The following is a 13928-nucleotide window of genomic DNA, read 5'->3' as shown; positions in this document are numbered from 1 at the left end:
TGGCTTTCCATGTCATAAAATCGTGGGGCATCGCAAAGTCGTGGGTGTCACCCACCACGCGGGCGTAGCGGATGCCCAGCGCGGGCAGCAGGGCGGCGATCTCCGGTGTCCAGCTGCCGTTGGGGTAGGCAAGGCCGCGCACGGGGTAGCCCATGACGCCCTCAAGCTGCATACGATCGGCCAGCACCTGCCGGGCGGTCTGGTCCAGCGGGCTGCGGGAGATGGTGGGGTGGTGGTAGGTATGGCAGGCGACCTCATGGCCCTTGTACAGCTCGACCCACTCGCTCTCCGGGATGCGCTCGGGGCGGGGCAGGCCGCCGTTCAGATTGAAGGTGCCCCGGATGCCGTAGCGGTTGAACAGCTCGACAAGGCGGCGGTCCTCCAAACGGCCGTCATCATAGCTCATCGTCAGCACCTTATGCTTGCCGCCGGGGAAGCAGGTATAAATGACCTTCGGTTCGGTGTAGTTCATAAACAAAACCTTCTTTTTTGTCAAAATTTATTTGAAATTCGCCCGCAGCACATCCAGTGCCGGGGTGGTATCCTGCAAAAGCTGCTGCACAAAGGCCTGTGCCGTGCGGCAGGCGCCGGCGTTTTGCTGGTGGGCGTTGTCCTGCTTTGCGCCCACCCACATATAGCGGGCCTTGCAGCGCTCAGCGCCAAAGGCGGTGTTGGCGGCGGCGGTAGCGGCGCCAAGGTCGATAAACGGCGCGCCGACCTCGGCGGCAAAGGCGCGCATCGCCTCGCGGTAGGCGGCAAACGAGGGGTAGCAGACACCGGCCTCGTCAAACTCGCGCATCGCCACGGGGGAGGCAAAGATGCACACTGCGCCGTGGCTGCGGGCAGCGTCCCAGAAGGGGCGCAGGCTCTCGCCGAAGGCATCCGCCGGGACATAGCGCTCGGCCTTTGCGCGGTTGGCATCGTTATGGCCGAAGCTGACCACCAGCAGATCACCGGGGCGGATATGCGCGGCAATGTCGTCCAGCCGCCCCTCCTCGCGGAAGGTCTTGCTGCTGCGGCCCGCCATGGCGCAGTTGTCAATGACAAGGCCCGGCAGCTCGTAGCGCATCTCCTGCGGGAAGGGGCAGTCCGCGCGGTGGGCAGTTTGACATACAGCATCACCGTGCGCCAGCGTGTGGAGCATCTCGCCCCAGCCTGTCACCGGCTTATCGCCGGGGGCGTAGCTCTGCATGATGGAATCACCCGCCATCCAGAGGGTAGGCTTGGCGTTCAGCTGCGGCAGCACATTGGCAAAATCCATGTCGTTCGCATAGTAAAAGGACGGGTAGCACGGCTGGTTGTAGCAGTTGTTCTGCCATGCCACGCCACAGCGGTACTGTGCATCGTGCATCAGGGTAAACAGCTTGTGGGGGGTAAGATCGGTGGTGGTGTAGATGCGGATGGCGGTGTCATCCGCCGTGCGCACCAGCAGCTCCTCGCGGAAATCACCCAGCACATCGGCCACCAGACAGGGGTTGCCCTTGGTGCCGTTGTTGGTGGCAGTGCCCGCGGGCTGCAGCATGACGCCGTGGGTCAGATCGTTAATGACGCCGTATTGATCGCCGTGCAGATAGTCCGCACCGTCGGTGATCTGGGTGGAAAGGTCGCCCGCCCAGTAGATTTTCATGTTGGTGCCGGGGGTGGGCAACTCCAGCGTGCGCCCGTTTACATCGTACACATCCTTGACCCAGACCTGCAGACCGCGGGTGTTCGGGTCGATCTTGCCGATCATGCAGCGGCCCAGATCCTCCTCGGCATATTCGCCAAAGCGGACATCGCCGGTCTCGGCATCGCGCAGCGCCCAGCCGTAGGGGGCGCGCTCGCCCTCCTCATAAACATTGAAGATCTCCAGACCGGGGCTGTCGGGGTCGATGTCGGCCACATGCATCGCATCGCCGTGGCCGAACTTGGCGCGGGTCCTGCCGTCCGGCAGGGTGCCGTATTTGGAGTAGAGCAGGCTTCCGTCATGGTCGATGGCTGCTGCGCCGTACACAATTTCCATGCAGCCGTCCCCATCAATGTCAGCAGTCGAAATACTGTGGTTGCCCTGCCCGGCCAGAATGCCGTACACAGGGTCGGTGCCGACAGCGAGATGGCAGCCGCTGTCGTTAAAGGGGTTCGCCATCGGCACAAAGCCGGAGTCGATACCCCATACCTTGTGAAAGCGGTTCTCAAAAAAGTCGTAGGCCGCCAGCGTGGCGCGGGTGTAGTAACCGCGGCAGGCAATCAGATAGGGGCGCTCACCGTCCAGATAGGCCACCCCGGCGTTAAAGCGGTCCACGCGGTTGCACGGCTCGATGCGGGGCATTGCATAATCGCCCCACAAAAGGCCGTCATCCACGCGGGGGTAGGGGTAGTCGATCGTGTCCAGCTCGGCGCCGTCCCCGCCGAACATCGTCAGGTACTCGGGGCCGTCATAGACAAAGCCCTCGAACCTGCGCAGCTCGTTTTTGGGGCTGCGGCTCGGCGCGTACACATCAAGGAAATAGTCTGCCAGCGCAAGGGCATCAGCCTCGCACAGGGGGTAGGCGTACTGCGGCGCAAGGCCGAAGCACTGCTCCACCGTGGCGGGCCAGCGGCCGTTTACGACCTCGGGGTGGGTGTGCCAGCGGCGGAACACCTCGGCCATATGCAGGCGGTAATCCTGCGCCGTGCAGACATAGTTGTCCGCGTGGCTGTACCCGGCGTCCAGATCCTTCTGCGGCATCGTGATATACCGGCGGGACAGCACGGTGCCGTCCGGCGCAAAGCGGGTCATCACGGTGCCGGGCGCGGTCTTGACAGCCATCTCGGCCCTGCCGTCCCCGTTGAAGTCGTACACCATAAACTGGGTGTAGTGCGCTCCGGCGCGGATGTTCTGCCCCATGTCCAGCCGCCAGACCAGCGTGCCGTCCAGCTTATAGCAGTCGATAAAGCACCGCCCGGTGTAGCCCTTGATCGACACATCGTGGGAATTGTCAGGGTCCCACTTTACAAAATACTCGTACTCACCGTCATTGTCAATATCACCCACACTCATATCGTTGGCGTGGTAGGCAAAGGGCTCCCCGGCCGGGGTCACGCCGTCCGCCGGCTTTTGCAGCGGAAGCTCATAGTACCCCTTCTGCCACGGCTTTACGCCCCTGCAGGCGGGCCCTTCTACGCCGTTTACCAGCGGGGCCACGGCGTAGGTATCCCCGCTTGTGCCCTGCGCGTCCAGATAGTTTGTGCTGTCGGTCACGGTGGCCAGCCTGACCCCGTTTTTATAGAGCACAAAGTCGGTGCCGGTCAGGCCGGTGGCGTTGTGGCCGGTGACCTCGCTTTTAAAGAGCCGCCAGCTGATAAACACACCGGTGTTTGCCGTGACAGCCACCAGTCCGCGGGACAGCGCCTCCAGCTGCTGCTGCAGCACGCGGCCCACGGGGGTCTGCACGGGTGTGCTTTCCTCCAGCATGGCCCCGTTTTCTGCCAGCGCCTGCACCTTGATGTAATAGGGGATATGCGTCGAGCGGCAGAAGGTGAAAAGGCTTTCCCCGCTCTCGCCCGCCGTTTTGAACCGCACGGTCTCGCCAGAGCGGTCGCTCCACAAAATGCGGTAGCGGGCGGCCCCGGCCACCGGCTGCCAGCTAAGGGTGGTTTGGGCAGCCGTCTGGCTGCGCACAGAGATTTGCATGGACTTTCCCTCCATCATAAAAGAGCGCCGCAACATCCGCTGCGGCGCTCACATTCAATTAGGCTTTATCTGCTGCGTACAGGGCGTTGACTTCCTCAATGACCTGCGTGCCGCCGCGGGCATTCCACTGGTCGAAGGCAGCCTGCAGACCGGCCTCGTCGATCTGGCCGCAGATATACTGGGTGCGGGCATCGTCCAGAATCTGGACAAGGTCGCTGCCGCACTCGGCGTAGGTGTCGGACTGTGTCAGGTAGCCCAGCGCGGGGTTGAACACGGCATACTGCACGTTGTTGGCAATGCTCTCCTCGTAAGCCAGCTGATAGTCAGCCTTTTCAAGCTGGTAATCGGGGTTCTGCTCAGTCAGGTAGGGGACATAGGGCACAGCCTGATTCAGACCTGCGTGCGGGCAGTTGGTGGTGTCGTACTTGCCGTTGGGAACAATCTTGCCGTTTTCGTTGATGTCATAGCAGATGTCCTTCAGGCCGTAGTCGGCCAGCGCCATCATCTCGGGGTCGCACATCTTGTCAAGGAAGTGCAGGCAGGCCTTGACATCCTCCTCGGTCTTGGCGCCGGACTTGGTGATGAGGTAGAAGCCGTTGTAGCCGGTGGTGGCAAGGGTGTGGCCGTTGATGGGGCCGACAGAGGTCATGGTGGCAATCTTGGAGGCGTCGTTTACATCGGCAATGGCATTGTCCTCAAAGTATTTCCAGATGCGCTTGGTGCCGTCCATCGTGTCGACAAAGACACCGGTGACGCCCTTCTGGCTATCGACCTGGAAGTTGGCAGTGTCCACAGTTGCCCAGTCGGGGCGGACCAGACCATCGGCGTAGATCTTGCGCATCCAGTCAAGGGCTTCCTTATACTCAGCGGTCTGGTGTACGGGAACCAGCTTGCCGTCCTGCTCGACCCAGCCGTTGCCGCAGCCGAACCATGTCTGAATAATATCCCACGGGCCGGTGTATTTGCACATTTCCAGACCGTAGGTGTCGTTGGCACCGTTGCCGTCCGGATCGTCATAGGTGAACTTATAGAGCATGTCATAGACATCCTCGACCGTCTTGGGGGCCTCGGTGATGCCCACGGCCTCGGCCCAGTCGGTGCGGTAGCCCAGACCGTTGCGGCCGATGGCGCGGGAGCGGGGGATGCCGATGATCTGGCCGTCCACGGTCAGGCCCTTCAGAACATCGGGGCTGATCTGGGACAGGTTGGGGTAGGCCTCGCTGTCCTGCAGGTACTCGGTCAGATCCCAGAAGGCGCCGCGCTTGGCAGCATCGGCTGCGTTGGCGTTCTGGTCCAGCGTCTTGGTTGCGGTCAGGATCATCGGCATGTTGTCCTTGTCCATCAGGGTCAGGCCGAACTTCTCGCTGTAGGTGTCGTTGGCCTCGGTGCGCCACTCGACATGGGTGCCGGTGTAGGCCTCGTACTTGGCGATGACCTCATCGGAATGTTCATTGCTCAGCACATGGCCGGTGAAGTCGGGGATCATAAAGCTGACGGTGGGGGTGCCGGAGGCAGCGCTATCCGCAGAGGAAGCAGCGCTATCCGCAGAGGAAGCAGCGCTGGAAGCGGAGGTGCTGCCGGAGGCGGAGCCGCCGCAGCCTGCGAGCATGGCGGCGGACATCGCCAGCGCCATAGAGAGGGCAAGTGCCTTTTTCATTTTCGTTTTTCTCCTTTTTGTATAAAAGTGGTTGTATTGCTTGGTATCAGCCCTTGACCGAGCCGACCATGACACCTTGGGTAAAGAACTTCTGCACAAACGGATAGATACAGAGGATCGGCAGGGTAGACAGCACCGTGGTGGCCATCTTGACAGCCTTGATGGGCGGCATACCGGCCGCGCCCCAGTCAAAGGTGGAATCCTCGGCCACCTGTGTGGTCAGGAACACCAGACGCCGCAGCACGATGGTGATGACCTCCATGTCGGAGTTGTTGATGTACAGCATCGCATTGAAGTAGCTGTTCCAGTGGCTGACCGCGTAGAACAGGCTGACCGAGGCCAGCACCGGCGCGGACAGCGGCAGGATAATGCGCACGAAGGTGATCAGATCGTTGGAGCCGTCAATGATGGCGGCCTCCTCCAGCTCCATGGGGATACCCTGAAAGTAGTTCTTGATGATGATCATGTTGAAGGCGCTCATCGCCGTGGGCAGCCAGAGCGCCCAGTAGGTGTTGCCCAGATGCAGCACATTGACCACCATAATGTAGGCGGGGACCATGCCGCCGGTGAACAGCATCGTGACGATGACCATATTGATAAAGCCGTTGCGGCCCTTGAGGTAGGGGCGGGACAGCGGGTAGGCGATCGTGCAGGAGACGAACATATTGATCAGCGTGCCGATCACGGTGACGATCACCGAATTTTTCAGTCCGCGGAACACATCGCCCTGCTTGAGGATGTACTGGTAGGCGTTCAGCGATACATCCTGCGGGATCAGGAAGAAGGGACGCTCGGTCAGCTCGCGCTCGGTCGCAAAGGAGCCGGCCACCACATAGATGAAGGGCAGCACACAGGCCAGCGCCACCAGCGCAATGATGACATACAAAAGAACCTGTACAGCCTGATCGCCGGGGGTGCGGGCTTCCAGCGTGCCGGTGGCGCGCACCTCGTCTTTCTTATGGGTAAAGGGCATTGTCATTGTAGCACAGCTCCCTTCTTTAGTACAGGCCGGACTCGCCGAACAGCTTGGCGATCTTGTTGGCGGTAACGACCATCAGCATACTGATGGTGGACTTGAACAGGCCGGTGGCGGTCGCCAGCGAGTACTGGCCGCCCGTGATGCCCTTGGTGTAGACATAGGTGTCAAACACATCGGAGGCTGCGCGGTTCATCGAGTTCTGCATCAGGAAGATCTGCTCGTAGCTGGTGTTCAGAAGCTGGCCGACCTTCATGATCAGCATCAGGACAATGGTGCCGCGGATGGCGGGCAGCGTGACATGCCACATCAGTTGCCAACGGCCTGCGCCGTCAATCTTGGCAGCCTCATACAGCTGCACATCCACGCTGGACAGCGCCGCTAGATAGATGATGGTGCCGTAGCCGGTCTCTTTCCAGATATTCTGGCCGACGATCAGCGTGGGAAAGAGCTTGGGGTCGCTGAGCAGGTCGGGCGCATTCGCGCCGAAGATCTGGGTCAGCACATGGTAGATGGCGCCGTCCGTGGTGGAGAACATCTGGAAAGTCAGCGCCGCCACAATGACGATGGAGACAAAGTGGGGGATGTAGACCAGCGTCTGCGCTGTGCGCTTGAACCATTTGCAGCGCAGCTCATTTAAAATCAGCGCCAGAATGATGGGGGCCGGGAAGGCGAAGAAAAGGTTGGCCAGCGAGATGGACAGCGTGTTGCGGAACAGCGTCCAGAAGTCCGGGCCGGTGAAAAGCTTTTTAAAGTACTTCAGCCCGGCAAAGGGGCTGCCGAACACAGATTCCAGAATCGTGTCACCGTTGAAAGGGCTGAAATCGGTAAATGCCATATACAGGCCCGTCATCGGCAGGTAATTGAAGATGATCATGTAGAGCAGCGCCGGCAGCATCATGATATATAACCAGTAATGCTGCATGAACGCCTTGCGCCATGTGTTGTGGCCCAGCTGTTTCTGGGCGCGGGCATTGGCCTTGCTCTGCTTGACCGCAGCGGTTTGTGCCATAAGCGTTTCCTCCTTGCTTTGTGTTCTCATCATCCGGCGGCCGCGGTGCTTTGGTCTGGATCGCGGGCCCTCGTCATCCGGCGGCGGCTGTTTCGTTGCTTCCATTGTATCCCCTGCTCTGCGGATTTGGCTACAATCAAAAGCATGCGAAAATTTTCATTATATTTCACGATGCAGTGCGATTATCCATGTGAATGACACACAAAACAATCCTTATATCTACCGGCACTATCGTTTGCTGTTTCGGGTTGAAATTGTGAATATTTTATACATGGCGCCTGCCTGTTTTGTGCATTTTGATAAAGAGCGTTCTTGACCCTGCTGCAGCCTTACGGACTGCGGAGGCTTTACCGCACAGCCTTGCCCCAACGGCCCCGCTTTGCCGGCGGGGTTGGGTCACTCCGCCCTGCTGCCAATAAACAGGCCCTGTTTCCATATCTTGATATTTATCGCTGCACCGCACTTTCAAAACCTTCTGCCCATCAAATGACACTTGTTTTTCGCCGCGGCAGCGCGTATGATAAAGATAAGATCGCGGGCCTGCAACTGTATACAGCACATCTGACAGGGAGAAAACGCTATGTCTACACTGCAAGGCGAAAGCTTTTATTTCCACCACGGCTGGCACTTTTTGCGGGCAGATACCTTCCCCATGGCAAAGGCCGTTGACGCCCACCGGGACGCTGAGGGGCACGCCTTTTACGAGGCCGGCTACCGGGAAACCGACTGGCAGCCCGTCACGCTGCCCCACACCTTCAATGATGAGGATCTGTTCCGTGACCGCATTCAGGACGGCGGCAGCGGCCAGCGCCGCACGGCGGCCTTCTACCGCAACATCCTCACCATTCCGGCGCGGCACAAAAACCACAAGGTACTGCTTGCGTTTGAGGGGCTGCGCCAGACCTGCTACCTCTATGTAAACGGTACGCTGGCCGGCTACTATGAGGCCGGCGTTGCGCCGTTCGGCTTTGACATTACCCCCTATGTGCGGTACGATGCGCCGAACCTCATCGCCATTGCGACCGACAACACCGCCACCCGCAATGCGCCGTTCTGCATTGCCGAGACCCCCAACAAGCCCGATGCTGTCCCCGGCAGCTATCTCTTTCCGCAGGAGCAGGCCGTCCCCGCCGACCGCGTGGGCGTCCCCTTTTTCTGGAACTGCAACGACTTCAATCCCTCGGTCGGCGGCATCACCCGCCCCGTGCAGGTGTTTTTCAAGCCCGATGTCTATCTGACGCTGCCGCTCTACTCCAATTTGCAGACCAAGGGCCTCTATGTCTACGGCCGGAATTTCGATTTGGACAACGCCACGGCGGATATTCGGGTCGAGGCCGAGATCCGCAACGAGGGCAAGGTCCCTGTTTCCGCCCAGCTGCGCATCACGCTGCGCCGCCCGGACGGCAGCGTTGCCGCCATCTTTGACGGCGCCCCGGCCACCGCAGCCCCCACGGGCCGCGCCGTCCCACCGCTGAGCATCACCCCGGCGGACGCCTATATCCCCGATGAGGCTGTGCCCGGGCATTACCGCCCTGTGGAGGACGAAAGCCTGCCCGCACCGACCGCTACGGATTCCATGGCGGTCACTGTGCTGCACGCCGGGGCCGACACCCTGCCGCTGCGCTTCTGGAGCATCGACGACCCCTACCTCTACACCGTGGAGGCCGAGCTGTTTGTAAACGGCGAAAAGACCGATGCCCAGCAGCTGACGACCGGCTTCCGCGCCGTAAGCTACGACAAGGACCGGGGCCTGCGCATCAACGGCGCGGTGCAGTGGCTGCGCGGCTACGCCCAGCGCGCCGCCAACGAGTGGGCGGCCATCGGCATTGCGCCCGAGTGGCTGCACGATGAGGACGCCGCCCTCATCCGCGAGAGCAACGCCAACCACATCCGCTTTATGCATGTGGCGGGCAGCCCCGCCGATGTCCGTGCGTTTGACCGCCGCGGCATCGTCTGCACCCAGCCTGCCGGTGACAAGGAGAAGGAGAGCTTCGGCCGCCAGTGGGACCAGCGCGTAGAGCTGATGCGCGATGTCATCATCGCCTTCCGCAACCACCCGTCCATTCTGTTCTGGGAGGCCGGCAACAACTCGATCTCCCGCGAGCACATGCGGGAGATGCGGCTGCTCAAGCAGCGGCTGGACCCCCACGGCGGGCGTTTTATGGGCTGCCGCACCCTGAACACCGAGGAGGTCGTCAACGAGAGCGAGTATGTCGGCACGATGCTGAACCGCCACGCCGCCCGCTTTTTGTCGCAGCACGGCCCCGTCACCGAGACCGAGTACAGCCGCGAGGAGGCCCCCCGCCGCATCTGGGACGACTTCACCCCGCCGGATTTCGACTACCGCAACCGCTGGGTCGGCAAGGGCGGCAAAAAAGCTGTTGGGTACGACTTCTACGATCTGACCAGTGAAGATCTCGCGCTTGAAAACGCGCGCGGCTACGCCGAGTTTTTCAACGATCGGATGGGCGGTGCCTCCGGCAAGAACTACTACAGCGCCTGTGCGGCGCTCTGCTGGACGGACTCTGCCCAGCATGGCCGCCAGTCCTACAGCGAAAACGCCCGCATGAGCGGCCGCGTCGATCCCTGCCGAACCAAAAAGCAGAGCTTTGACTGCTTCCGCGTTATGCAGAGCGAGGCCCCCGCCGTCAAGATCATCGGCCACTGGAACTACCCCGCCCCCACCGCTGCCAACTATCGCTATGAAGAAAAGCGCTTTAACGGCACCTATTGGGAGGGCACCGGCGTCTGGCACACCCGCGACCCGCACCATAAGACGGTGTATGTGGTGGCAAGCTACCCTGTTGCCGCGGTCGAGCTGCTCGTCAACGGGCGCCGTGTCGGGCGGTGCGACAAGCCGCAAAACACCTTTGTGTTCGCCTTCCCCGGTGTGGATGTGACCCAATCCGGCTGGGTCGAGGCCGTGGGCTACGGCTATGACGGCACACCCGCCGCGTCTGACCGGCTGGAAACCGCCGACAGCCCCGCCGACCTGCGGCTGACGCTGCACACCGCACCGGGCGGCCTTGCCGCCGACGGGGCCGACATCGCCTATGTCGATATTGCCGTGCAGGACAGCGCCGGGCGGGGCTGCCCGCTCTGCGATGCGCGCATCGACTTCACATTGGACGGCCCCGCGCAGTTTTTGGGCGGCTACAACAGCGGCCGCTTTGCAGGCTACGGCCACGATGACAGCGTCATCCACCAAAATCATGTCTATGCTGAGTGCGGCACCAACCGTGTATTTCTGCGTGCGGGCACAGCGCCCGGCACCATCCGCCTGACCGCCGTGATGGGCAGCCTCCGCAATGTCATCACGCTGCAGAGCAAGCCTGCCGACCTCGCACCGCTGACAGCCGCACCGCTGCCCTGCCGCCTGCCGGACTATGCCGCCTGTGCGCCGCAGCACCGCGATGCCTTCCTCCCCATCCCGCAGGCCGATGCAGCGAAATATCAGCCGGAGGACAAGTGCTACACCAAGATCCTCGTCAACGGGCAGGAGCCGGACACCCGCGGCGTGCGCAGCGTCAACGAGAACGGCCGCGTCTGGGGCGCGGTGCTCTGCATTTTGGAGCGGCTGCAGACGGTCATCCCCGATGCCTTCCGCTATGATTGGAACGCCGCCGGGGGCTGCCTGACGCTGCACAGCGGCGGGCACACCGTGACAGCGCAGGTCGGCGTCACCCACCTGCTGGTTGACGGCAAGGAAAACCTGATGGACGGCCAGCCCTATCTGACCGCCGAGGGCGCGCTGGTCATGGAGGTCAATGCCCTGATCCCCTACATCACCGGCACCCGCACCCAGTACGATGACAAGGTCAATGTACTGCGCATAGAAACCAAATAACAGCAAAGACCGCACCCGAAACGCATCGGGTGCGGTCTTTGCTGTCGGTGAGGGAAATCCCCCTCACTTCTTCTCGTTCTGGTAATCCTTGCGGTATTTGCCGGGGGTCATGCCGACCTTTTTACTGAAAAACCGGATGAAATTCTGCACATTGGAATAGTTCAGCGTCTCGGCGATCTGCACGACCGTCATGTCGCTGGTCAGCAGCAGTTCCTTGGCCATCTCCAGCTTTTCATTGTTGGCCAGATCGCTGAAGCTGGTATCCTTCTCGGTGCGCAGCACCTTCCAGATATAACTCGGGTTATAGTTCAGCCGGTCGGCGCACTCGTTCAGCGTAATGTCGCCGCGCGTCTGCTTGATCAGCGCCAGCACATTCTTGACCAGCTCGCTGGAGCTGCTCTGGCGGAACTCCGTCAGCAGGTCCATAACAGGCACGACCACCTCGTCCATCAGGAAATTCTGCATCTGGTCGGCGGTGTAGATCTTGCTGATCGTCTCAAACAGGTTGGCCTGCCGGTCTGCCAGCACCTGGTTGACCGAAAGCCCGGCGTTTTCCGCCACGGCCAGCATGGCCGCCACCAGCCGCTGGATGTAAAACTGCCGCTCATACCCGCGGATGTTCTTTTCCAGCATTTTGGCGGTAAAGCGCTCCAGCAGGTGGCGCACCTCCTTGGCCTTGCAGGCGGTTACGGCTGCCGTGATCTCATGCTCCAGCAGTGTATCATAGCCGTTGCGGGCGCACTGCTCATCGGGCGGCTGGTAGTACAGCATCTGCCCGCTTGCCTCGGGGGCATCGGCCTCCGGCAGGCGCAGGGCCTCCCATGCCTCCTGCGCGGCCAGCTGCATGTGGTGCAGCTTGTGGAAGGGGCGGCTGACGCCCGCGCGGCAGCTGACCCCCAGCGCGGTGCGGATGCTGCGCGCCGCCGCCGTATATACCACGCGGCAGGCCTCGTTCAGATCAGCCTCCTCGCCGCCCACGACCAGCAGCAGGGTAAAGTTCAGCATTACGGGCTGGAACGCGCAGCGGCGCAGCAGCTCGGTGGGCATCGTCTGTATGGCGGTCAGCAGCATCGTCTCCCGCACCGGGCCGGAGGTGCCCGCCGGGGTGTCCAGCGCCAGCGCAATCAGCCGATACGCGGGGCAGACTGCCAGCCCCAGCTCCTGCATCGTGTGGCCGGCGGCCTCATCGGTGACCTCGCTGCGGATCAGATTTTCCACAAAGCTCTGCTGCAGGCGGCGGTTTTGCTGCTGCATCAGGCTTTGCATCGCCTGCTTGTCCCGGGCCACCTGCTTGACACCGGCGGCCAGATAGGCAAACTCCTCCTCATCGCTGCCGGGCTGGCCGAACACATCGCTGGCCGCGTGCATCAGATCATCCACAGGGGCGTACAGCACACTGGTCGATCGGCGGCAGATCAGCAGCACCGCCACCAGTCCCCCGGCCAGCACAAAAGCGATCAGAATCACCATGCCGGCGGTAGCCGCCAGCGTGCGCTGCGGCAGCGCCGCATAGTAGGTCAGCCCGTTCACGCCCATCTTGCCGCTGTTCAGCCGCCAGCCACCCAGCACGCAGCCGCCATCGGCGGGGGTGTCGGCGTCCAGCAGGGCGGTCAGCGCAGCAGAGGTGCTCAGCACGGTCTTGCCGGTGAAATCCCGCGCGGCAATGCTGTAGCCGCCGGTCTGCCAGCTCTCGGTCATCTCATACAGCGGCGAAAGATCCAGCTTGACGATCAGCACCGCATAGCTGCCCGTGCGGTAGGAGCTGCTGCGCAGCACGAGCAGCTCGCCGGTCAGATCCACCGTGTTCAGCGGTGTGTCTGCCAGCGCGGGGGTGGGCTGGTCGGTGCGGTTGACCCACATCATGGCGGCATGCTGCTCCGCCCATTCGCTCAGCAGGTGGGCGACCTCATCCCGGTTGGCGGCATCAGCCAGCCGGTACATGCCGTTGTTGCTTAAAATCCACCCGCTGCGCAGGTTGATGTAGGTGTACCCCTCGACATATTTATCCACCAGATTGCCGCCGCGCATGGCGGTCTGCATATTGCGCACAAGGGTGTACTCGCTGTACGGCGGCACAGTTTTTTGGCACAGGGTCTGGTAATTGTCCGCGCTGACGACCGCGCTGTAGTAGGCGCGCAGGTTGCTCAGCGCAATTTCCATCTGCGTCTCGACATTCTCCCGCGCCGAGGCCAGCAGGGCATCGCTGCGCGTGACGGTCTGCCGGTAGTGCACCACGCTGGACAGCACGCCCAACAGCAGCAGCGGGGCGGTGACAAGGGTCACGAGATAGAAAAAAATACGGTTCTGATAAGCAGAGTATCTGCGCTTGTCGCGCGTGCTGTTCTGTCTTGTCAGAGGCTGCTGCATACAAATTTTACTTCCTTTTTACTGAATTTGATTTTAACGATAGCACATTTTGCGCCGCAGTGGCAAGCCCTTTTGCGGCAAATCTTGCTGTCAATGTTACCGATTTTGCGCCGCTTCCTTTGTTGAACCTGCACAAAACAGCAAAAAAATACGTGTGCTTCCGCATGGCAAATGGGGTGATTGTTTGCGGTGGTTTCCGCAAAAAACAAGCGGCACAGCGGCAAAATGCAGGAAACCGGCAGAGGATAATGATTGTTGCGGTCACTGCGGTTTGCGCGTACAATGTAAGTAAGAAATTCTGCCAAGGGGGGTGGGGCTTATGCCGGCTTACCGAAATTCCGCACAAATTGATATGACCCACGGCTCGGTGCTGGGGCGCGCGGCGCTGTTTGCGCTGCCCATCTGCGCGGGCAATAT

At 61.3% G+C, this 13928-nt stretch carries 7 protein-coding genes; 1 reads left to right on the top strand and 6 read right to left on the bottom strand.

The window, feature by feature from the left end; all coding sequences use genetic code 11:
* The 5 genes from B5D32_RS13560 to B5D32_RS13540 form a co-directional block, all read right to left on the bottom strand.
* Nucleotides 1-472: polysaccharide deacetylase family protein (locus B5D32_RS13560; RefSeq protein WP_159447058.1), on the bottom strand; the 472-nt coding region annotated here is incomplete at its 3' end.
* Nucleotides 473-499: 27 nt separating this feature from the next.
* Nucleotides 500-3652 carry a rhamnogalacturonan lyase family protein gene (locus tag B5D32_RS13555; protein WP_078785510.1) on the bottom strand — a complete coding sequence of 1051 codons (3153 nt, stop codon included), beginning with the start codon at nucleotides 3650-3652 and terminating at the stop codon, nucleotides 500-502.
* 58 nt (nucleotides 3653-3710) lie between these two features.
* Nucleotides 3711-5309, bottom strand: coding sequence for a type 2 periplasmic-binding domain-containing protein (locus B5D32_RS13550; protein ID WP_078785509.1), 1599 nt, complete (start codon nucleotides 5307-5309; stop codon nucleotides 3711-3713).
* A gap of 46 nt (nucleotides 5310-5355) precedes the next feature.
* Nucleotides 5356-6288: a carbohydrate ABC transporter permease gene (locus B5D32_RS13545; protein ID WP_242943474.1), complete on the bottom strand. Its 933-nt coding sequence runs from the start codon at nucleotides 6286-6288 to the stop codon at nucleotides 5356-5358.
* 19 nt (nucleotides 6289-6307) lie between these two features.
* On the bottom strand, nucleotides 6308-7297 hold the full coding sequence (locus tag B5D32_RS13540) for an ABC transporter permease (RefSeq protein ID WP_078785508.1): 990 nt from the start codon (nucleotides 7295-7297) through the stop codon (nucleotides 6308-6310).
* A 580-nt stretch (nucleotides 7298-7877) separates the two neighbouring features.
* Here B5D32_RS13540 and B5D32_RS13535 point away from each other — a divergent pair.
* Complete coding sequence (locus B5D32_RS13535; RefSeq protein ID WP_078785507.1) at nucleotides 7878-11144, top strand: glycoside hydrolase family 2 TIM barrel-domain containing protein; 3267 nt, start codon at nucleotides 7878-7880, stop codon at nucleotides 11142-11144.
* Between the two features lie 63 nt (nucleotides 11145-11207).
* Here the strand turns inward: B5D32_RS13535 and B5D32_RS13530 are convergent, their stop codons facing one another.
* Nucleotides 11208-13511 carry a helix-turn-helix domain-containing protein gene (locus B5D32_RS13530; RefSeq protein WP_078785506.1) on the bottom strand — a complete coding sequence of 768 codons (2304 nt, stop codon included), beginning with the start codon at nucleotides 13509-13511 and terminating at the stop codon, nucleotides 11208-11210.
* Nucleotides 13512-13928 lie beyond the last annotated feature (417 nt).

This window comes from Gemmiger formicilis (genome assembly GCF_900167555.1).
GTDB lineage: Bacteria > Bacillota > Clostridia > Oscillospirales > Ruminococcaceae > Gemmiger > Gemmiger formicilis.
The sequence above is the reverse complement of the archived record's forward strand: the minus strand, read 5'-3'. Positions and strand labels throughout refer to the sequence as shown.